Here is a 22,358-nt window from a genome sequence, read left to right as displayed (position 1 = left end):
GTTTATGTCGCACTTCAAGTTTTACTCTGCCCTGGTTCCTGATTTAGGTCTATCCAAAAATGGCTATACCCAATATCTGTCTGGTGATTTTCACTATAATTTAACTGATACTCAGCTTGTGAGTATCAGATATAGAACTTATGTAGCTTTCTTAACAAAAGTACGGTCAATATCTAACTAAAAGGTGTCTACATAATCATTGGCTATTCAAGACATAGTTTTAATGAATGTTCTGTTTATTTTTAAGCGCAAAAACAAACGCCAAGCTGGCCAACAAGATAATCATACAAATATAGACATCTGCAGTAAAAATTAAGCCCACTTTATTGACAAAGTATCCAGCAATAATCGCAGGTATACTAAAGGCTAAATAACTTTCAACAAAAAATGCGGCCATTAAACCTGCACGTTGTTCAGGTAAAGCTAAGGGCATAACAGCACGAATTGCACCCATAAAACCTGTACCAAAGCCAATCCCAGTCACCACAGCACCAATAAACAATAAAATTGGTTGCACCAGATGAATGCCAAGCAAAATAACACTTGAACCTGAGACAATTGTAATTGCAGCAGTGACCAAAATTTTAAATGTTGGCGCATTGCGCAGGGTTAAAATCCCAACAGCCCCTGAAACTGATAGAGTAATAAACATCATGCCATTCAGCCATGCCGATTGCACATGGAAAGCTTGAGCCAGCAATGAAGGCATTAACGAGAGGAAGAACCCACTGACCATCCATAACGAGATATTAATTGGACTTACGATCAAGAGTGCTTTTCGGGTTTGTACTGGAACAGTCAGTTGCGGTTTTAATGATGCCAAAGCACCCACACGTTTAGTTGCTGTTTCAGGGCTAAAAATTGCGATAAATGTGGTAGATACAAACAGAAAAATGAGTATTTCAAAAATCAGTGTCAATGGAACAGTCGAAAACTCTAAAACAATGCAGGTCATTAGCATACCCGCAGCCATACCAAGCATTGGAGAAATACTATTAATTAAAGAACCCTGTGTTTTACTCAGATCAAGCAAAGCTGCTCCAAACGTAGATGCGGCTAAAGCTGTGGCAATACCTTGCAAACCTCGTGCGATAAACAGCATTTCGATATTGGATGCAAACAAGAAAAAGGCCATGGACAGAATTTCTAACATCAAAGCCACAAAAATAACCGGCTTACGTCCAATATAATCAGACAATGATCCTGCCACCAATAAGGTTAATAGCAATGCAAATGCATAGGTGGCAAAGATAAGCGTTAATAAAACAGGAGAAAAATGGAAGTGTTGTTGATACAAGCGATATAACGGTGTTGGTGCGCTTGAGGCTGCCAAAAAGGCCATTAGGGTAAAAGTATGTGTGTACAGTGCAGCATTATGGCTTAATTTATAGGAAGTCACTTGACGATTAAAATTAGAGTTGCGCATAATCAACATGTACATAAAAGCTATTAATTAGCTTTTATACCGTATTTTGGATTAAACACAAAGGTTTAGCTAAGATGATTTTTGATTAAAGCTGTTCTTCAAGCATTAACCCATTGATAGGTTTTCATTTATAGATTTGTAGTGATTTGCTGATGACGAAAGTGATTACAGGTTTGCGTCCCGGTGGGCGCAGTGCACGAATACAAGCTGCAGTTCATAATGCGGTGCAAACATTACAGCACAATGTTGCTGTGGCAGATTTGACGATTCCGATGATTGCTGAATATGCAGGAGTCACCCCCTCTACGATCTATCGACGGTGGGGAGATTTATCTCAACTGCTTGCAGATGTTGCCTTTAATATTTTACATCCAGACAGTGTACCAGCGGATCTTGGGAGTTTTAAACAAGACTTATATGCATGGATGGAGCAATATTTTGAGGAATATGCCTCACCCGTTGGGCGTACAATCTTAAGCGATATTGTGGCGGAAAATGATTCGCCGACCTCTGGTAAGTGTTATGACTTTTTGATTCAACAGTTAGACATTATTCAGCAACGTGCCCAGCAAAGAAATGAAACAAGCATCGACAATCAACTGATTATTGAAATTGTGATTGCACCCATGTTGCATCGGATTCTATTTACCGAACAAGAATCGAGTTTGGACTATATTCACCACTTATTAGCGCGTTTGTTTAATTTTGCGGATGTCTTAAAAAACACGACATCCGATTTTGAGTCGTAAACAGGTGCAATCATTTCGGCTTTGAGAAAAACTTAAAGCGCGCCTCGAATCAACGGATAGACATTATCGAGTAGAATTTTCTGTGCAGTTGCATTGGGATGGATCAAGTCTTTTTGCATCAAACTTTTATTGCCTGCAATTCCATTCATAAAAAACGGATGCATTTTTACTTTGTATTGTTGGCTTAGGGTTTGGTAATTTTTCTCAAAAGCTTGGCTATAAGCTGCACCATAATTTGGTGGAATTTTCATTCCCAATAAAATGACCGTGGCTTGGCTTTTTTGGCTTTGTTGAATTAATTGCGCAAGATTTTTTTGAATCATTTGTGGCGGTTGACCGCGTAGACCATCATTGCCACCCAACTCAATCACCACAATATCAGGTTTATGGCTTTGTAATAGTTTTGGAAAACGCGCCAAGGCACCACTGGTGGTTTCACCACTTACACTGGCATTTACCACAATATGTTGTTTGGGAAATTGTTGGTTTAAACGTTGCTGTAGCAAGAAAACCCAGCCTTGTTGAGGGCTAATACCATAACCCGCACTTAAGCTATCACCTAAAATCATGATCGTTTTTGCAAAACTACTAACGGGCAACAGACAGATTATGCTAAAAAATAAACAATGAATTAGATTTTTCATCATTTTCAAATTTAACAATTTTTTGATTTGCATATAAGGTACTTTATGATGTCTAAGGTTCAGGATGATTCAACTTCTCCCATCATGCCACAAGTGATAATTTCTGCACAGCAACTTACACAAAAGATAGAATTACCTCATCAAACGCTTACAATTTTTGAAAATCTAAATCTTAATATTTATACAGGTGAACAGGTCGCGATTACTGGACGTTCTGGTTCAGGAAAATCAACTTTATTGGGCATCCTTGCTACTCTCGATCAAGCCAGTGCAGGTCAACTCAGTGTTTGTGGTGAAGCGATTGAGCATTTAAACGAAGAACAACGTGCGTTGATTCGGCTTCAATATATTGGTTTTGTATTTCAATCTTTCCAGTTGCTCCCACATCTCTCTGCCTTAGAAAATGTGATGTTACCATTACGTTTACAGAAGAATTTTAACTATGCACACGCAGAACAAAAATCCTTAAGCTTATTGGCCAAAGTCGGTTTAGAACGACAAAGCCAGCAAACCCCGAAAGTATTGTCTGGTGGGGAGCAACAACGGGTTGCCATTGCACGAGCTTTAATTTCTGACCCCAAAATTATTTTTGCCGACGAACCTACAGGCAATTTAGATGAACATACTGCATTTGAAATTGAACAACTCTTGTTTGATTTAAATAAAGAGCTCGGTACAACCTTAGTGCTTGTCACTCACGATTCGCAATTGGCCGCACAGTGCCAACGTCATTATGAATTAAAAGATGGTCAATTGATTGAACATGCTCAAACGCCTCAATCGAATGAGGTGGTGTAATGTTGACCTTGTTTAAACCCTTATTTAGGCAAAGTTTTGCCAGTTCAGGTATATATCTGCTAATTATTGCATTGAGTTTAGCCATTAGTGCGACTACTGCATTAAAGTTTAGCAATGATCAAGTCAAACAAGCAGTGACCTTACAAGCTGCTAAAATGCAAGCTGCAGATTTACAGCTTAGTGATACAGATCCAATTGACCAACAATGGATCAAACAGGCTGATGATTTAAAATTAAAACAGTCCCATGTCACCATTTTTGGTTCAATGGCCTCTACACAGGACCAGTTTGTTATGGTCAATGTGAAAGCCATTGACACAGCATTTCCCTTACGTGGTGAATTAAGGATTGCGCCAAAACAAGCCTTACAAAGTGGTGGGGTTTGGTTAAGCAAACGCGCACAAGAATTATTAAAATTAAACCTAGGCGATAGCGTTCAAATTGCCAATGGTCAGTTTAAAGTTACTGGTATCATTGAACATGATTCAAATCAAGAATTAGGCTTTTCTGCCTTTTCGCCAACCGTGATTATCTCTCAAGCAGATGTTGCAAAAACGGGTGCAATTCAAGTTGGAAGTCGAATTGAATATCGTTTGTTGATGGCAGGGGATGCTGAGTCGATTGCAACATATCAGCAATTTTTTAAGACATTTAAAGCGCAAGAAAAGCAGAATGTGAATCCAAAGATTGCACAAAATTCGGATGCAGATTCAGCTTTAAGTGCATCAAGTGCCAATGCATTGACTGAAAACACATTGACTGAAAAGCAGCCAGCAACACACTCACAAACAGATCAATCCATACAAGATCAACAAAATGCGGATAATGAATTAGATGCACAAAGTAATTTAAGACTACGTAATGCAGATGAGGGCAATTCACGCCTACTTAAACCGATTGAAAACCTCGATACTTTCTTACAATTGGCCAATATTCTGACGATTCTTTTATGTGGTTTAGCCATCGCTTTAACCAGTCAGCGTTATGTACAGCAGAACCAAGATCATATTGCGCTGATGCGTTGCATGGGTGCAACGAAACGGCAGATTTTTCAAACCTATCTCGGGTTACTGAGCGTTGTTATTTTAATCGCCATTGTCATTGGCAGTATTTTAGGACTGATTTTAGGTTATTCATTATTGCAATTGATGTTGCAGATGATTCCGAACCTAGAGTTGCAATTTTCAATGTTGCAGATGCTGGTTGGTCCTTTACCTATTGCAATTTTTACCAGTGCAATTGTATTGATTGGATTTATTTTACCGAGCTTGTGGCAACTGTTAAATACACCGCCTATTCGGGTGATACGCCAACAAGAAAAGTCGGCACGTTCAATGTTGTGGATGATGGCTACAGGTTTAGTGAGCTTAATTATTTTTAGTTTGGTCTTGACCGAAAATCTGATACTCACTGCGTTGGTGATGGGTGCAGTCATTGTGTTAACAGGTTTGTTATATGCAGTGGTTTGGATGATTTTAAAGACTTTAAAATCAATGAAAAATAGGCTCTCAGCCTATATCCGAACCCCTTCGCAAACCGCTTTACAAATTACCGCTTTGGCATTGGGTTTAAGTCTGATCACGGTACTTGCTGTATTGAGAACTGATTTATTAGAGCGTTGGCAGCAACAATTGCCTGAGGGGACGCCTAACCAGTTTATTTATGGTCTACCACCATTTGAACTGGAGGCTTTTAAACAACAATTGGCACAGCAACACTGGAAAAGCACACTGTTATATCCCAATGTAAAAGGGCGCTTATTGGCAAAAAATGGTCAAGCTTTTCCTGCCAAATTGGTGAAAACCAATAATTCTTTACGTCGTGAGTTAAATCTCACCCAAGCAGATCATTATCCACAAGACAATATCATTGTTGCTGGAGAGGCTCAATTGACTCAAATTGGGCAGGTGTCTGTAGAGGCCAAACTGGCTGAAGAATTGGGTATTAAAATTGGTGATCGTTTAACCTTTAGTTTGCCTGAAGGAAATTTGAACGCGCAAGTTGTGAATTTGCGTACAGTGGAATGGCAAAGCTTTAGCCCAAATTTTTTCTTTATTTTTACCCCAAAGACGTTAGATGAAAACGCAGGTAGCTATTTAGGGAGCTTTTATGTGCCGCCGAGTGAAAAAATTAAGATGGTTAATCTGATTCAGCAATTTTCCAATACGGTCTTTATTGACGTCACTTTAATTTTTGATGAAATTAAAAACTTGGTTTCTGTGTTGGTTAAAATCATTACGGTTTTGGCAGTATTGGTGAGTTTATCTGGCTTTTTGGTACTGATTGCCTGTATCAATTTGCTGATGGATGAGCGTAAAAAAGAAGTGGCATTGTTACGTTCTTTTGGTAGTTCAAAGCGTCAGTTAAAAAATATGATGAGTTTTGAAATCGGTTTTATTGGATTATTGGCGGGAATCGTTTCCTGTTTCTTTGCGGAGGTGATTAGTGCCGTTGCCAGTTATCGTATGGAAATGGTGATGCAATTACATTGGGAAATTTGGTTGATTTTACCAATTTCGATGGCAGTGTTGTGTGCATTGATTGGGCGTTACCGATTGAGCTATTTATCTGAAATTCCACCATTGCAAAGTCTACGAGAGTTGAATTAAACCGCTTTGTTTAAGTGGTTTTATCTGGCTGTTTAATTTCAGTTGAGTCTTTAAAAGACTGCCCAGTGAAGACAGTAAATTAAAAAATGGCGACCTATAGGCCGCCATTTTTTATACTTTTGAATTGAGTGTACTCTGCAATGTTTTATTACGGCATAGACAAGCTATTTTAGAGATTAAAAGTTTAATTGCTCACGCATTTGTGCAATGGCTTGTTGCCAAAGTGGGCTAAGTGGTCCAACGAGATGCTGGCAATAGAGATAAACGCCATAGGTTGCTGCAATCCCTAAAATCACAATGATAATATTGGCAGCTTTACCCATTTTGGCACGTTGTGTTGCATACCAAGCCAAAGCCATAATCGCACCCATTAACATCCCACCGATATGGGCAGCATTGTTAATTCCAGAGGCTAAAAAGCCAAAAGCTAAGTTGATCGCAAGTACGGTTAAAAGTGATCTTTTATCTAAAATGAATCTTTGATTCGGGGTAGGTGGGAACAACGACAGGAGTGTCAGTGCACCACCAAGTCCCATTACAGCACCCGATGCACCTGCAGATACATGAGGAAAGAGTTTTTGATCAAAATTTTGCAGCAGTTCGTAGCTATTTCGAATATCCAAATAACCACTTAATAAACTTCCCATGAGTCCAGCAAGGATATAAAGTCCAAGGAAATAAAACTTTCCTAAAGTTTTTTCAGCAACATCACCAAAAATATACAGTGCCCACATATTCATCATTAGATGCAGGATACCAAAGTGAAAAAACATACTGCTGAATAAGCGATATGGTTCCTCTAAGAAGGTTAAAGGTGCATAATCAGCACCCCAACGCAACGCGTCCAACGTTGTCGGGTCAGTAATGTTGACACCTGATAAGACTTGGATGGCAAATAAACCGACATTGATGGCAATCAGCAATAAGGTTATTTTACCAATAGAATTGGGTTGGCTATAAGTTGAAAGATCTTGATATTTAGACATGCTATTGCTTAGCTTTTTATAGATAGATTCAGCTTAACATGAAACGTCAGAATTTTCGGAGTAAGCGGCTGACATGAAAGCTTTTATTGTTCGTGCTTTGTTAATTGTGGTCAGTATTTTGATCATGATTCAGCTATGGATTTTCTCAAGTTTAATTTATTGGCGTACTCATGATGTAGAAACCACCATGTTTATGCGTTGGACATATTTGTCTGATTTTGAGCCGATTCAACATCAATGGCGCGACTATGACAAGATCAGTGATAACTTTAAACATGCAATTGTCGCAGCCGAAGATGCCAAATTTCTCGATCATCATGGTTTCGACTGGGATGGTATTGAAAATGCACTACAACGTAATCTTAAAAAAGACAAAGTAGTCGCCGGTGGTTCAACGATCTCTCAACAATTGGCTAAAAATTTATTCTTCTATAATCGTCGCTCATTTATTCGCAAAGGTCAGGAAGCGATTGCCACCACCATGATGGAGCGGATGTGGACGAAACAGCGCATTTTAGAAGTCTATATGAACTCTGTTGAATTTGGAGATCATATCTATGGTGTTGAAGCTGCATCACAACATTACTTTTCTAAGAGCGCGGCAAGTTTAAGTCGTGAGCAGGCCGCATTTTTAGCAGTGATTTTAACCAATCCGAAGTATTATCAAAAAAATCGTGATGATTCTAAGCTTCAATACCGTAAGCGTTTGGTTTTGAAGTATATGCGTTATACCCGTATTCCAGATTGACGCTAAATAAATGAATTTAAAAAAGCACAAATTGATGTGCTTTTTTTATGAAGCGATGCTTTTTTTATGAAATTGTCACAAATTTGAAGCATACTAGAATTAAGACATTTTTTTTGATGCAGGTTTATTGCATGAATACCGCAGTGACGACAACAACGCCTACAGAATATTCTTATAATGAACGATATATAAATCGTGAGCTTTCAATTTTAGATTTCCATTTACGTGTTTTAGAGCAAGCTGTTGATCCTTTACATCCCTTGCTTGAACGTATGAATTTCTTATTGATCTTTTCTCGTAATATGGATGAATTTTTTGAAATCCGTGTTGCAGGAATGATGGAGCAATTAACTTTAGGGAATGAAAGTCGTTCACCAGATGGCTTGACGCCAAAACAAGTCTTAGACCAAATCTCTAAAACTGCACATGAAGCGATTGAGCGTCAGTATCGCATCCTCAATGAGGAAATTTTTCCTAAGTTACGTGAAGAAGACATTTGCTTTTTACGTCGTGGCGAGTTAACGCCTGCACAGTCTGTGTGGATTAAAAAATATTTCCAAGAACAAGTTGCACCAGTGCTTACTCCCATTAGCCTTGATCCTGCACATCCATTCCCACGATTGGTCAATAAAAGCTTAAACTTTATTGTGACTCTAGAAGGGAAAGACGCATTTGGTCGACAAATTGATTTAGCAGTTGTACCAGCGCCACGTTCGCTTCCGCGTGTAGTGCGTTTACCTGATGAGCTTACAGGCGGCAAAGAACATTTTGTGATGTTGTCTGCGATTATTCATGAGCATGTATCGGATTTGTTCCCAGGGATGACAGCTACAGGTTGTTATCAGTTCCGTGTTACACGTAATGCAGATTTGGCGTTGAATGAAGATGTAGAAGACTTAGCCAAAGCATTGAAAGGCGAATTGAGTTCACGTCGTTTTGGTCGTGCAGTACGTTTAGAAGTGACAGAAAACTGTCCAAAACATATTTATGAATATTTGCTTGAAGAATTTGATCTAGAACAAGAACAACTTTATAAAGTGGATGGGCCGGTAAATCTGGCACGTCTTGTGTCAAATTTTAAACGTCCACATATGCGCTATGACTCGCATGTACCCGCGATTCCAAAAGTATTGAAAAAGTCTGAAAATATTTTTTCAGCAATGCAAAAACAAGACATTCTTTTACACCATCCATTTGAATCATTTGCACCAGTTATTAACTTGTTGCGTGAAGCTGCACGTGATCCCCAAGTGTTAGCCATCAAACAAACCTTATATCGTAGTGGTGCTGACTCTGAAATTGTTCAGGTACTTGCAGAAGCGGCACGTAATGGTAAAGAAGTCACCGCTGTGATTGAGTTACGGGCGCGTTTTGATGAAGAATCGAATATCGCCGTTGCCAATGTATTACAAGAAGCAGGCGCTGTTGTGGTTTATGGCATCGTGGGCTATAAAACCCATGCCAAAATGATCTTGGTGGTACGCCGTGAGAATAATAAGTTAGTACGTTATGTGCATTTGGGTACGGGTAACTACCATGCAACGAATGCACGTATCTATACTGATTATGGGCTGCTCACTACAGATAAAGAGCTTTGCGAAGATGTACATCGTATTTTCCAAGAATTGACCGGTATGGGCAAAATGGCGAAGTTGAAAAAACTGTTACATGCGCCGTTTACGCTACATGCTCAGTTAATTGCTTTCATTGATGATGAAATTGCCAATGCCAAAGCGGGTAAACCTGCGCAAATTATTGTGAAGGTTAACGCGTTAACTGAAGTTCAATTGATCAATAAATTATATGAAGCTTCGCAAGCAGGCGTGCAAATTGATCTGATTATTCGTTCAATTTGCTGTTTACGTCCTGGGTTGCCAAACCTGTCTGAAAATATTCGAGTACGTTCAATTGTCGGGCGTTTCTTAGAACATACCCGTGTTTATTATTTCGGAAATAATGGCAATCCACGTATTTACTGTTCAAGTGCAGACTGGATGGATCGTAATTTATTTAATCGTGTAGAAGTGTGCTTCCCGATTGAAGATCCAGCATTAAAAAAACGTATTTACCAGCAAGGTTTAGTCAACTACTTAAAAGACAATATCCGCGCTTGGCTGTTGCAAGGCGATGGTACTTGGACTCGTGTGCAACCTAAAGAAGGCGAGGCAATTTACAATGCACAACAAACTTTGCTTGAGCACTTTGTAAATGGTTAAGCCAAGATAATTTGATTGTCTTAAGCCCGATTAAAATTAATCGGGCTTTTTTGTATCAATCAATCGGATTTTAATGAAATTGAATGACTTGGTTGCTATAGATTTAAGTTTATTAAATCAGCAATCAACGCTTCTAATAAAGCATAGAAGTTCTTAAATACTAGGATGACTTAAGCTGTTGTGGTTTTAAACTTGATAAAATTGCAGGTAATGCACTTAAATAAATCATCGCGACAACCAACCATATAGCGCCAGTCCATTGTGTTTGGAAATGAAAGAAAAGTGTAGAGAATAACAATGGGGCAATAATCGAGGCCAAACTAATGGTTGAGGCGATAACACCTTGAAATTGTCCTTGCTGTGCAGCTGGGATTTTTTGTGAAACAACAGCTTGTAGTGCAGGAGTGCCGATACTTCCTAGGGCAAAGATTGGCATTATTGCAAAAATGATCCAAGCGTGTTGGGTAAAAGCCATGATGATTAATGCCATACATATACATGCCAGACCGATCAGCACGGTATTTCTTTCACCAAAATATCGGACGGCATGTTGCGGTATAAATGACTGAACCAGTACTTGGCATAAACCAAAAGTGCCTAAAGAAAGACCAACCCAAAATGTATTCCATTTAAAGGTATCGTGTCCCCAAAGTGCCCAGCAGACACCATAAGCTTCACCGCAGGCGCTAAACAGAAAAAATATCAGCAAAATCGGCAATATACCTTTTTGAGCAAGGATAAAACCAAAACTTTTCAAGGGATTTATTTTTAAACTCGAACGTTGCGAAATAGAAGCTTGAGGGGGGACTAGGAGTGGATTGTTACTTCGGGATTCAGGGAGTAGCCAGAATGCGATAAGCAAGTTAACTGTTGTTAAAATTGCCGCAACGAAAAAAGGTAGCCGTAACCAATACCCGCCCAATAATCCACCGAGTATAGGACCGATAATAAATCCAATACCAAACATGGCACTCATTAAACCGAAGTATTTTGCTCGATTTTCTTCTGACGTGGTATCAACGATATAGGCTGAAGCCACGGGCATATTGGCACTACTTATTCCAGCAATGATCCGTCCAATGAACAGCAAGATAAGAGAGGGTGAGCAAGCAAGAAAAAAATAGTTGATTGCAGAACCCGCAAGTGAAATCAGCAGAACAGGTCTTCGACCGATACGGTCACTCAAAGCACCTAAGATCGGGGAGAAAATAAATTGCATAAGCGCATACAGGCTTAGGAAAACCCCCATTAACAAGGCAACATTATGCTGATGGCTCAGGTCTTTCAGTAGTGAGGGAAGCAGAGGGAATACGATGCCAATGCCAATTGCATCTAAGACAATCGTTGAAAAAATAATATATAAAGGTCGGTTCATACGCGTCCTATCGAAAATTCAGGCACAGAAAACTGTGGAAACCTGTTAACGATGCTTGGAAGATTCAAGCCCTATGGAACGCTGACCAATGCAAAGGATTGGATATGTGTCGACGAGATGGATGCATGCTTTGAAAAAACAAGCTGAGGATAGGTCGATTTTTCGCGATTTTTATCGTAACAATACATACAAAAATAAGCGAGTATTTTGTACTGGTCAAATATTATCATGCTTGATCCAGTAAAAACAAGATCGTTTTAATTATGCTTATGCTGAGGTGATCTATAGACTTTTTAGATATTCAATAAAAAAGGAGTCAATCATGACTCCTTTTTAGTATTGGAAAATTAACGTAAATTTGGCGTAATTTTTTGAAGAATTTGTACCAACACATCAAATTCACTTTGTAGTGGTGTACTTTTACGTGTAACTAAAGCCAAAGTGCGTGATGGTGCATTCTCAATAGGTTTAACCACAATCTGATCATTGTTTTTCAGCATATGTGCATGAATTGCAATCTGAGGAAGCAGTGTATAGCCTAAGTTTGAACTGACCATTTCCACTAAAGTTGGCAATGAGCTCGCTTTTAAACGGTGATCATTTTTACGCTCACCGATTGGGCAAACACTTAAGGTATGATCACGTAGGCAATGACCTTCTTCAAGGAGCATAAGATGAGAAAGATCTAAATCATCTAAGCTTCTTGCATTCATCGCATTTTGATCTGCTTTATTGCAGACTAAGAATAAATCTTCTTTCGCAATTTCAGCAACTTTCAAACCACGTGTGTCGAATGGTAAAGCCAGCATGATCACATCTAAATTGCCATGCTCAAGTTTTTCAACAATTTTTTCACTTTGTGCTTCATGCAGATGCAACTGAATTTTTGGAAGTTGTTTATGCACTTCTTCCAAAAGCTGCGACAAAATGAAAGGGGCGATGGTTGGAATAATCCCTAAATGCAAATCACCAGTTAACGGTTCACTCATTTCTCGACTTAACCGCATCAAGTCCTGAGCATCGGCGAGTAGAACACGGGCTCGGGCAACAACTTGCTCACCTAGAGGAGTTAAACGTACGTTTTGGCGATCACGTTCTACGAGTACGCCACCCAATAAACGTTCTAACTCCATGATTCCACCAGATAAAGTAGATTGAGTTACAAACGAACGGCGCGCTGCTTCAGTGAAGTGCAGCGTCTCAGACAATGTCACTAAATATGACAACTGTCTTAGGGATGGTAATGCAGCCATAGTGTCCTAATGCTTATGATTTAAAATGATGTGCAAATAACCCGCTAAGTTGAGGAACAAAATGCGGTGGGATATCATGCCCCATTCCCTCAATTAATTCAAATTTAGCGCCTGAAATTGCTTTAGCAACAGCCTTACCATGACTTGGAGGTAGTAACCGATCTTTAGAGCCATGTAACACTAAAGTTGGCTTTTTGATCTGCTTATCCAATTTAAGTAAGGAACCTGTACATAATATTGCTAAAAACTGTTGAAGTACACCCGCTGGATGATAACTACGACGATATAATTTACGTGCAGTTTGAATTGCTTCAACTTGGTTGATATAACCAGGTGAACCAATCATATGAAAAACCTTCAAGGAATGATTCACAATTCCTTCTTCATCACGCGATTCAGGTTTACCAATAAGACTAAAGAGTTGTTTTGGAAATGGTGGTGGTAGCAAAGGTTGATTATTACTGGTAAAGAGTAAACCGACTTTATCAATTTTCTCAGGATATTTTGCTGCTAAAATTTGAGAAATCATACCACCCATTGAAGCACCCAAAATATGTGGTTTTTCAATGCCTAAACGATCAATCAATAATGCAACATCATCCGCCATATCAAATAAGTTATAAGGCGCGCCGTCATTTGGTAAGCCCAAAGCAAAGCGACCCATCAGCTTATAAGAGTTTAAACGTGGACCTTGGTGGCGAATTTTTGAAGATAAGCCAATATCACGATTATCAAAGCGAATCACATGAAAGCCTTGATCAATCAGTGATTTACAAAAAAAATCAGGCCAAAATAACATTTGCGCACCCAAACCCATAATCAACAGAATGGTCGGGTGTTGTGGATTCCCTCCAGTTTCAACATGAAGTTGAATACCATTACCTAAATCGACTTTGGTTTCATTCATGAACGAGGCATAAGGTGAAACTTGAAATTGAAGTGCGCTATTCATTGTTATTTTCCTAAGCAAGGATATTCTTTGATTAAAAAATATCCTTGCTATTAAAACCTTAAACCGATGCAGGAATCAAGTCTGGAACCAGTTTTGTTAATGTTAAACGCTGTTTTCCAGCAGTTGCACCTAACAATACAAAACCACGTAAGATACCTTCAGCATCTGTTGCTTTAGATAACATCCCATCTTCAAACTCTTCATTCTCCCATGTAACATCTACATCAATTGGAGCAGGAAGTACAGTCAAAGGTGCAGCTGGGGTTTTCACCGCGACTGGCATTGCAGGGTAGTGTACAGTGGTGGTTTGTCCACTCAAGGTTTTGGCCAATGCACGCGCTTGTTGCATGATTGGCATGACAAATGGCAAGAGTGTACCATTCACTTCGGCACAGTCACCGATGGCAAAAATATCTGCTTGACTGGTTTCGAGCAAGGTATTGGTAATCACACCACGACTGGTGTTGATTTCTGTAGCTTTAGCCAAGGCAATATTAGGTTGTAAGCCAATCGCAGAAAGCACAACATCCGCGAGCAAGGACTGACCACTGGCCAATGAAACGATATAACCACGCTCAGATTTAGAAACTTTTTCTACAGTGGTGCCCAAGGCAAATTTAATTCCTGATTGTTCAAGATTGTCTTTAAACGCTTGTGCAACATGATTAGGCAGTAAACGCCCTAACGGCTGTGGTGCTAAGTCGATCACCGTAACCTGATGCCCAGTATTTTGTAAGTCATTGGCAAATTCACAACCAATTAAGCCTGCACCTAAAATCACCACACGCTTGTTGCCACATTCACCCGTGCTGCAATTGTCTAAAGTTTCACGGAATGCGCGATAGTCAATCAGTGAGTTAACCACATGAATATCATCACTTCCGTCACCAGCAATCGCTAATCGAATCGGATTTGCGCCCACGGCGAGAATAAGTTTTGAGTAGCCTTGAGTTGAAGATTGTCCATCTTTTTCAAGGGTTAATTCATGTTTCTCTGCATCAATACTTTTAACCCATGTTTCTTTTTCAATCCGCATGTTCAGTTGGCTACTCATCTTTTCAGCATTGCCTAAACCAATTTGTTCAGGTGCTTTTTTCCCAACCAATGCATTAGATAGGGTAGGTTTTGCATAATTCACCGCATCATCTGCGCAAATCATCACCAATTCCTGTTCGGTGTTTAACTTACGAAATTCTCTTGCAAGGGTATAACCCGCCATGCCAGAACCTATGATGATGATCGGTTGCATATCTTTCTCCATACCTGTTTCAAATTTAGAGGTGAATTGAATAATTTTGTATTGTTGAAAATAAATGTAAAAAAGACCATGTAAACATGGTCTTTACGCAATATCTTAGATTTCTACCATTTCAAAGTCTGCTTTAGAAACACCGCAGTCTGGGCATGTCCAGTCATCAGGAATGTCTTCCCACTTGGTACCTGCTGCGATGCCATCTTGTGGCCAACCTTCTGCTTCGTCATAAATCCAACCACAAACGATGCATTGATATTTCTTCATCTGATTCTCCGATATCTGACAGATGCATTGTTTTTTCTGTCAGTAAAATTCCTTCTGCTGCTTGACTCAAATAATATGCAAATAAAATGTGTACATATTCCTCTAAATTCTTACGCAGTTCTGTATCTAAAGTAAAGTAAATATCGGAGTTTATCTAACTAATCTTAAAGCTGAATGGCAGCTCAGGACAAAAGCGATGTTTATTATGCCAACTTTGTCAGACAATTTTAATTACAATCCTGTCATAACAAGGGATGAGCGCTGTTATAAAAGTTTAAAAATATTTGAATTTAGACAAAGGTCTAGATGAATATTTTAGCCAAAAATATTAAGCTAAAATTAGCTCATTCTATAGCCATTATTTTGTGTGAAAATGGACTTAATAAATTCAATAACTTAGCGTGACTTTAATATTGAACAGGTAGCGGGCTGCTGTCAATTTTGGCTAATAAACGTTAAAATTCACGTATTATTTATCTTTTTTAAATCTCCCTCCCATGATGAACATTTCTACTGCTTTGTGGTCAAGTATTCGTACTGTCCAAAACTTCCCAAAACCAGGTATTTGTTTTTATGATTTAACCCCATTGTTTATGAACAATCTTGTGGAGTTAACCGATGCCTTGATTGCAAGTATTCCTGTAGAGCAATTGGATGCCGTGGATAGTTTTGTTGCAGTTGAAGCACGAGGTTTCGTTTTAGCCAGCTTATTGGCACAACGTACTGGCAAAGGCTTATTGTTGGTTCGTAAAGCAGGTAAGTTGCCACCTCCAGTAGTTGGTGTGGGTTATAGCTTAGAATATGGTTTAGATCGCTTGGAAATGTCAGCGGATATCGCAGCACAAAAAGTGATTATTGTAGATGATGTATTGGCTACAGGTGGTACTTTAAAAGCTGTCAATCAATTGATGCATAAATGCCAACATACGGTATTGGGTGCAAGTATTTTTCTTGACCTGCCTGATTTACATCAAGATCTTGGTTTAAAGATTTGGTCAGTGCTCGATGAGCATTCCAAGCCAGTTGAAAAAGCGGTTGCTTAAAGGCAATAACAGGTTAAGTTTTCGGGCTACCTGCTTGTGATTAAATACTTAAATCATTTGTTTGTCTGTCTTGTCGTGAAAAAAGCCTTGTAAATACAAGGCTTTTTTAGTTAGAGAGCAGCGAACTGTACTTTGAAAATTTTATTTCAAGCAATAAAGGTTTGTTCCATATATTCAATTAAATGATTTAGGTTTTCAGGTTGGACTAAACGATGGTGTCCACCTTCAACAGCTTTAATCTGCATATATGACTCTAGTTGTTCAAGCACTTTATACATATCTAAAACCTCATCACCCAGTTCCAGATAAGCAATTTGTGGAATGTCATGGTCTAAATCATGTTCATCAATCGCTGCATAGTCTTCACGGAAATCTGGATTTAAGCTTGGATTGGCAAGGATTGCAGGAATTCGATGTTGCTGTGACATTTTTAATGCCCAATACCCCCCTAAACTATGACCTACCAGTAAATCGGGTTTAATCTTTTCGATAATATCGTGATAAAAACACTCAACCGTTTTGTAGTTAAGGTTACGATAATCCACGTTAATACAATATTTTTTTTCAGCATTGATGGCATGGAATTTTGTCGATTCTTTAGATGAATCTAGTCCATGTAAAAATAAGATTTTAGAATGAATACTCTTCATTGTTATCGTTTTCATATGGTCTTTCTTTATTGAGCAAAGGTAGAAATTGAACAAAGCTAGAAAAAGTTATCAATGGATTTAAAATTTTCCATTTAACTATTTTTATATTCAAATATTCTACTTAGCTGCACTTTTTTAAAAACTTAGATTTTGGTCTAAGAGTGTTGTGTAACAGATCAATATGCTTGTTATTTATTGTTTAACATATTGAATGTTTAGGTTTAAATTTTTTAGGTGATGGATTTTTATTAACAAAAATTAATCATTCTGGGTTTTTATTGTACTAAGCTATAGATTGGATCAATAAAATAAGAGAAAGAAATGATGACTTTAAGCTATGACATTGTCATTCAAGCGAATGCACAAACAGTATGGAATATCCTGTGGGATACCCATACTTATTCCAAATGGACCCAACCGTTTTCGGAAACTTCGCGAATGCAGTCTGACTGGAAAATTGGCGGGGAAACCTTATTTCAGGATGCCAGTGGTAATGGTATGGTCGCCACCATTGTAGAGTTGGAGCAGTTTAAAAAAGTGGTATTTAAACATTTGGGTGTTTTGAAAAATGGTGTTTTAGATTCAACAAGTGCAGATGTTCAAAGTTGGAGTGGCTCTTTAGAAAAATATTTCTTAAATGAACAGGGTGCAACAACCACATTATCTGCTGAAATAGAAACCTCTGAGGAATATAAGGACATGATGGATCGTGCTTTCCAGCAAGGGTTTGCCATAGTCAAATCATTGGCTGAACAAAACCATTAAGAAACTTAGCACTTTCATTATTGTTTAATGGCATTGAATAATCAGGGGTTGTTCAATAGAAAATGATTTTGCCACACCATTTTCATTACGTGGTTGGAAGCGAATTTTTTCTAGTAAAGGTTGCAGTATCGATTTCATTTGTTCGTGAATTAAAGGGCTGTAACGGATATTTAGGATTTGCCCTTGTGTATCTACCAAAAATTTTGCTGAGAGCGAGATATTACCTTGTTGATCAAATTTAATTTTATTCTGAGATGGTGTCTTACTTTGGTCACAAAAGGGTTCTAAAGCGCTTTGTACTTGTGAAAAGTTGGGTTTTATGGCGTATTGGATGCGAGTTGGAAATTTAATAAACAGAATGTATTTCCCATAATAATATTTTATTTTTGCGATGTTTTGTTCATCAACATTGAGGGTTTTATTTTTAAAATCATTACTGACTTGTGGTAATTGATCCAGAGTGAGTTTTTTTGCCAGTTCTAAAGCCCTTAAATTGAGTGCTTTTTGAGTGGGGTGTGGATTCATTAATTTGACTAGGCTTTGTAAACTGGTTCGATTTGGAACGATTTCTAATTGCCAAATATAATCTTGATTATTGAGATTGGTGCTTTCAATTTTTATAGGAAGATCTTTTTGAGTATTGCTCATAACAACGATTTGCTCGGCATCAACCACAGTTGAAAACCACAAAACATTGAAAAGAATGATACTTTGGGCGAATCCTTGCCAGTATTTATTCATGATTTTTAATTTTTACATGGTTCGTAGAGTTATATTCATACGCATTATGTTGTAAATCTGCTATGCTATGCAACTTCCGTTTTTTAATATAATCGAGGCAGAGATGACGCAACATAACGCTCAATCGACTTCTGAACAACACATTTCCGAAAACGATTTAATTGCACAGCGTCATGCCAAGTTAAAGCAAATTCAAGATCACGCCAAGGAAATAGGTGTTAGCCCATGGCCAAACACATTTAAGCGTGAGCATTATGCGCAAGATCTACAAGAACAATTTGCAGATCAATCTAAAGAACAAATTGAAGCAGGCGAGCAAGTTCACGTATCTGTAGCGGGTCGTGTGATGTTGAACCGTGGTTCATTTATCGTGATTCAAGACATGACGGGCCGTATTCAATTGTATGTGCCACGTAAAGAGCTTGCACCTGAAGTTCTAGAAACGGTGAAAAGTCTAGATCTTGGCGATATTATTGCTGTTCAAGGTTATATCGGTCGTTCTGGCAAAGGTGATTTATATGTTCATATTGAACATTTTGAATTATTGACGAAATCGCTTCGTCCACTTCCAGACAAGTTTCATGGTTTGAATGACACAGAAGTAAAATACCGTAAACGTTATTTAGACTTAATTGTGAATGAAGAAACACGTAAAACTTTTGAAATTCGTGCAAAAGTTGTGTCAGGCATTCGCAACTATCTCATCAATGAACGTTTTATGGAAGTTGAAACTCCGATGATGCATGTGATTCCAGGTGGTGCGTCAGCGCGTCCATTTGAAACACACCATAATGCATTAGATATGCCATTATTCTTGCGTATTGCACCTGAGCTTTACTTAAAACGTTTGGTTGTTGGTGGTTTTGAGCGTGTATTTGAAATTAACCGTAACTTCCGTAACGAAGGTGTTTCAACGCGTCATAACCCAGAATTCACCATGATTGAATTCTATCAAGCTTATGCTGATTACAAAGATCTCATGGCTTTGACAGAGGGTATGCTTGAAAAATTAGCAATCGACATCTTGGGTTCAACAGATGTTCCTTATGGTGAAGAAGTGTATAGCTTCAAAGGTCCATTTAAGAAAATCTCGATGTTTGATGCGATTCTTGAGCATAATCCAAATTTCACTGCTGAAAATGTTTCGGATCGTGAATTCTTGGCAACATTTATTCGTGAAGAGTTAAAAGAGCAAGTTAAACCAGGTTTTGGTTTAGGTCGACTACAAACCATCGTATTTGAAGAAACTGTTGAAACTCAATTACGTCAGCCGACATTTATCACAGAATATCCTGCGGAAACTTCGCCGTTAGCACGCCGAAATGATGATAATCCACATATCACAGACCGCTTCGAATTCTTTATCGGTGGTCGTGAGTTGGCAAATGGTTTCTCGGAATTAAATGATCCAATTGACCAAGCTGAACGCTTCCAAGCGCAAGTTGCCGAAAAAGATGCAGGCGATGATGAAGCAATGCATTTCGATGCTGACTTTATTGAAGCATTAGAATACGGTTTACCTCCTACAGCAGGTGAAGGTATTGGTATCGATCGTTTAGTGATGTTATTTGCCAATGCAGCAAGTATCCGCGATGTGATCTTATTCCCACATATGCGTCATAAAAATTAATTTATGATGTTATAAAAGATGTTGTAAAAAAAGCCACTGAATTCAGTGGCTTTTTTTACTTAGATAATCAGCGCATTTTAGAAATGAAATACGCCTAAACCATTTTTGATTTCGTCTAAAGTATCTTGAGTGATGATACGGCATTTTTCCGTACCAGTTTTTAAAATATCCATGATGTAATCTGGATCTTTTGCTAGTTCCATACGACGTTCACGGATTGGTGTAATCAACTCTTTTAACACACTTTCAAGACGTTTTTTCACAGTACCATCGCCTAAACCACCACGACGATAATGTGCTTTAAGTTCTTCAACTTCTTCTTTATTTGGATCAAAAGCATCTAAATAAGTAAAGACAATATTTCCTTCAACCTGACCTGGATCTTCAATACGCAGATGGTTTGGATCGGTATACATTGCATTGACTGCTTTTTTGATGTCTTTATCTGTTGCATCTAACACGATGGTATTGCCCAATGATTTCGACATTTTGGCTTTACCATCAAAGCCAGGTAAACGGCTCATATTGGATAAAAGCGCTTTACACTCAGGTAAAACCTCTTGTCCAATTTGACGGTTTAAACGACGAACAATTTCATTGGTCTGTTCGATCATTGGAATTTGGTCTTCACCAACAGGTACGACTGTGGCTTTAAATGCAGTAATATCGGCAGCTTGTGCAACAGGGTAGCAAAGAAAACCTGCTGGAATATCACGCTCAAAACCACGTAATTGAATTTCAGCTTTGATGGTTGGATTACGTTCTAAACGAGAAACCGTCACAAAGTTTAAATACAACATGGTGAGTTCATTCAACGCGGGTAAGCAAGATTGAACACAGATTGTGGTTTTTGTTGGGTCAATGCCGACTGCTAAATAGTCTGTTGCTACTTCAAGAATATTACGACGAACTTTTTCAAAGTTATCCGCATTATCTGTTAAAGCCTGAGCATCTGCGAGAAGGAGGTGTTGATGATGAGAATCTTGTAAGCCTACTCGTGAGCGCAAAGAACCTACAAAATGTCCCAAATGTAGTTGTCCAGTAGGACGGTCGCCTGTCAAAATCACAGGACGATTATCTTGATTCGTCATTATCGCTTCCAAAGTCTTTGTATAGACAGTCGTGTTTTATGAATGGGCACTATTGTACGAGATAATTTATTTTAATGTCAGCGAAAAATGGTGTAGAACCAATTTTTATCAATAAATGTGAAAATCTACAAAATTTTATATAGAAAAATGAATTTTCACTTTAAAATGACAGGATAACTAAAATTTTGGATAAAAAATGGCAAGTAGTCTATTAATATTATTAGATGATATCGCAGCAGTGCTCGATGATGTTGCAGTCATGAGTAAAATGGCGGCTAAAAAAACTGCGGGTGTTTTAGGTGATGATTTAGCACTGAACGCACAACAAGTGAGTGGTGTAAGAGCAGAGCGTGAGCTTCCTGTGGTATGGGGTGTCGCGAAGGGCTCATTTATCAATAAATTAATTTTAGTGCCTTTGGCTTTGCTGATCAGTGTGGTTGCACCATGGTTGATTAACCCATTGCTGATGATTGGTGGTTTGTTTCTTTGCTATGAAGGTGTTGAAAAAGTTCTACATAGTTTGCAGCATAAAAAAGCCAAAACCGGTGAAGCTGCGCAAGAGGAACTTGAACAAATCGAAACTGATTTAGCCACATTTGAAAAAGATAAAATTAAAGGCGCGATACGCACAGACTTTATTCTCTCTGCTGAAATTGTGGTGATTTCTTTAGGGACTGTTGCGGCTGCAACATTTGGTACCAAAGTGATGGTGCTATCTGTCATCGCAATTTTAATGACCGTCGGTGTCTATGGCTTTGTCGCTATGATTGTAAAGATTGATGATTTAGGTTTGTACTTAACCCAACAAACATCAAATGTTAAACAAAGCATTGGCCGTGGTTTACTGGTATTTGCACCAAAGTTAATGAAAACATTAACGATTGTTGGAACCATTGCAATGTTCCTTGTCGGTGGGGGGATCATCACCCATGCTGTTTCAACTTTGCATCATTGGTCAGAAGAAGCCGTTGATCATATTCAACATATTCCAACCGTTGGTAGTGTTATTGGTGCATTAACACCAACGTTAATCAATTTACTGATTGGTATCGTCGCAGGCTTAGCCGTGGTATTGGTTGTTGGACTTATTCAAAAAGTTCGTGGTAAATCAACAACAGCCTAAATGCAAAGCACATCCTAAACGATAGCCAATTTAAAATAAA

The 22,358-nt window shown here is 38.5% G+C and carries 20 protein-coding genes; 9 read left to right on the top strand and 11 right to left on the bottom strand.

All coding sequences use genetic code 11. The features are described from left to right. Window positions 1-220 precede the first annotated feature (220 nt). Window positions 221-1,426 (bottom strand): MFS transporter, encoded by a 1,206-nt coding sequence (locus tag MTO68_RS17180; RefSeq protein ID WP_244013592.1) that lies wholly within the window; start codon window positions 1,424-1,426, stop codon window positions 221-223. A gap of 152 nt (window positions 1,427-1,578) precedes the next feature. Here MTO68_RS17180 and MTO68_RS17175 point away from each other — a divergent pair, with 152 nt between their 5' ends. Then, entirely contained in the window at window positions 1,579-2,175 is a 597-nt protein-coding gene (locus MTO68_RS17175) for a TetR/AcrR family transcriptional regulator (RefSeq protein WP_004823266.1), read from the top strand. A 32-nt stretch (window positions 2,176-2,207) separates the two neighbouring features. On the opposite strand, the gene MTO68_RS17170 is transcribed toward MTO68_RS17175, so the two are convergent. After that, complete coding sequence (locus MTO68_RS17170; RefSeq protein ID WP_244015993.1) at window positions 2,208-2,819, bottom strand: arylesterase; 612 nt, start codon at window positions 2,817-2,819, stop codon at window positions 2,208-2,210. A gap of 48 nt (window positions 2,820-2,867) precedes the next feature. On the opposite strand from MTO68_RS17170, the gene MTO68_RS17165 reads away from it, so the two are divergent. Both MTO68_RS17165 and MTO68_RS17160 read left to right on the top strand, forming a co-directional pair. After that, window positions 2,868-3,617, top strand: coding sequence for an ABC transporter ATP-binding protein (locus MTO68_RS17165; RefSeq protein ID WP_096734833.1), 750 nt, complete (start codon window positions 2,868-2,870; stop codon window positions 3,615-3,617). After that, window positions 3,617-6,226 carry an FtsX-like permease family protein gene (locus tag MTO68_RS17160; protein WP_244013590.1) on the top strand — a complete coding sequence of 870 codons (2,610 nt, stop codon included), beginning with the start codon at window positions 3,617-3,619 and terminating at the stop codon, window positions 6,224-6,226. The genes MTO68_RS17165 and MTO68_RS17160 overlap by 1 nt, the downstream gene beginning before the upstream one ends. 176 nt (window positions 6,227-6,402) lie before the next feature. Here MTO68_RS17160 and MTO68_RS17155 read toward each other — a convergent pair whose 3' ends face one another. Further along, entirely contained in the window at window positions 6,403-7,212 is an 810-nt protein-coding gene (locus MTO68_RS17155) for a rhomboid family intramembrane serine protease (RefSeq protein WP_034610792.1), read from the bottom strand. 73 nt (window positions 7,213-7,285) lie between these two features. Between MTO68_RS17155 and mtgA the strand changes: the two genes are divergently transcribed. Continuing rightward, window positions 7,286-7,960: a monofunctional biosynthetic peptidoglycan transglycosylase gene (mtgA, locus tag MTO68_RS17150; protein ID WP_004717400.1), complete on the top strand. Its 675-nt coding sequence runs from the start codon at window positions 7,286-7,288 to the stop codon at window positions 7,958-7,960. A 131-nt stretch (window positions 7,961-8,091) separates the two neighbouring features. Beyond that, window positions 8,092-10,176, top strand: a complete 2,085-nt coding sequence (gene ppk1, locus MTO68_RS17145) for a polyphosphate kinase 1 (RefSeq protein ID WP_004823258.1) — start codon at window positions 8,092-8,094, stop codon at window positions 10,174-10,176. Window positions 10,177-10,336: 160 nt separating this feature from the next. Here ppk1 and MTO68_RS17140 read toward each other — a convergent pair whose 3' ends face one another. The 5 genes from MTO68_RS17140 to rubA form a co-directional block, all read right to left on the bottom strand. Continuing rightward, window positions 10,337-11,551, bottom strand: a complete 1,215-nt coding sequence (locus MTO68_RS17140; protein ID WP_244013588.1) for a TCR/Tet family MFS transporter — start codon at window positions 11,549-11,551, stop codon at window positions 10,337-10,339. A gap of 347 nt (window positions 11,552-11,898) precedes the next feature. Beyond that, entirely contained in the window at window positions 11,899-12,804 is a 906-nt protein-coding gene (gene oxyR, locus MTO68_RS17135) for a LysR family transcriptional regulator OxyR (protein ID WP_244013586.1), read from the bottom strand. A 13-nt stretch (window positions 12,805-12,817) separates the two neighbouring features. After that, window positions 12,818-13,756 (bottom strand): esterase EstB, encoded by a 939-nt coding sequence (estB, locus tag MTO68_RS17130; protein ID WP_004823254.1) that lies wholly within the window; start codon window positions 13,754-13,756, stop codon window positions 12,818-12,820. Window positions 13,757-13,814: 58 nt separating this feature from the next. Next, window positions 13,815-15,005, bottom strand: coding sequence for an FAD-dependent oxidoreductase (locus tag MTO68_RS17125; RefSeq protein WP_244013584.1), 1,191 nt, complete (start codon window positions 15,003-15,005; stop codon window positions 13,815-13,817). Between the two features lie 105 nt (window positions 15,006-15,110). Beyond that, window positions 15,111-15,275: a rubredoxin RubA gene (rubA, locus tag MTO68_RS17120; RefSeq protein WP_004678010.1), complete on the bottom strand. Its 165-nt coding sequence runs from the start codon at window positions 15,273-15,275 to the stop codon at window positions 15,111-15,113. Window positions 15,276-15,772: 497 nt separating this feature from the next. Between rubA and MTO68_RS17115 the strand changes: the two genes are divergently transcribed. Further along, complete coding sequence (locus MTO68_RS17115; protein WP_244013582.1) at window positions 15,773-16,318, top strand: adenine phosphoribosyltransferase; 546 nt, start codon at window positions 15,773-15,775, stop codon at window positions 16,316-16,318. A 146-nt stretch (window positions 16,319-16,464) separates the two neighbouring features. On the opposite strand, the gene MTO68_RS17110 is transcribed toward MTO68_RS17115, so the two are convergent. Beyond that, window positions 16,465-16,968 (bottom strand): YqiA/YcfP family alpha/beta fold hydrolase, encoded by a 504-nt coding sequence (locus MTO68_RS17110; protein ID WP_244015992.1) that lies wholly within the window; start codon window positions 16,966-16,968, stop codon window positions 16,465-16,467. A 321-nt stretch (window positions 16,969-17,289) separates the two neighbouring features. On the opposite strand from MTO68_RS17110, the gene MTO68_RS17105 reads away from it, so the two are divergent. Beyond that, window positions 17,290-17,733 (top strand): SRPBCC domain-containing protein, encoded by a 444-nt coding sequence (locus MTO68_RS17105; RefSeq protein ID WP_239045176.1) that lies wholly within the window; start codon window positions 17,290-17,292, stop codon window positions 17,731-17,733. Window positions 17,734-17,757: 24 nt separating this feature from the next. Here MTO68_RS17105 and MTO68_RS17100 read toward each other — a convergent pair whose 3' ends face one another. After that, entirely contained in the window at window positions 17,758-18,474 is a 717-nt protein-coding gene (locus MTO68_RS17100; protein ID WP_244013581.1) for a hypothetical protein, read from the bottom strand. 103 nt (window positions 18,475-18,577) lie between these two features. Between MTO68_RS17100 and lysS the strand changes: the two genes are divergently transcribed. Next, on the top strand, window positions 18,578-20,104 hold the full coding sequence (gene lysS / locus MTO68_RS17095; protein WP_056518084.1) for a lysine--tRNA ligase: 1,527 nt from the start codon (window positions 18,578-18,580) through the stop codon (window positions 20,102-20,104). A gap of 77 nt (window positions 20,105-20,181) precedes the next feature. Here the strand turns inward: lysS and trpS are convergent, their stop codons facing one another. Continuing rightward, the gene (gene trpS, locus MTO68_RS17090; RefSeq protein WP_244013579.1) at window positions 20,182-21,195 is read right to left on the bottom strand and encodes a tryptophan--tRNA ligase; all 1,014 of its coding nucleotides are present in this window, start codon (window positions 21,193-21,195) and stop codon (window positions 20,182-20,184) included. A 196-nt stretch (window positions 21,196-21,391) separates the two neighbouring features. Here trpS and MTO68_RS17085 point away from each other — a divergent pair, with 196 nt between their 5' ends. Next, complete coding sequence (locus MTO68_RS17085) at window positions 21,392-22,318, top strand: DUF808 domain-containing protein (RefSeq protein WP_151956203.1); 927 nt, start codon at window positions 21,392-21,394, stop codon at window positions 22,316-22,318. Window positions 22,319-22,358 lie beyond the last annotated feature (40 nt).

It is taken from the genome of Acinetobacter sp. NyZ410 (genome assembly GCF_022828975.1).
GTDB lineage: Bacteria > Pseudomonadota > Gammaproteobacteria > Pseudomonadales > Moraxellaceae > Acinetobacter > Acinetobacter guillouiae.
This window is presented reverse-complemented; position numbering and strand designations above follow the sequence as displayed.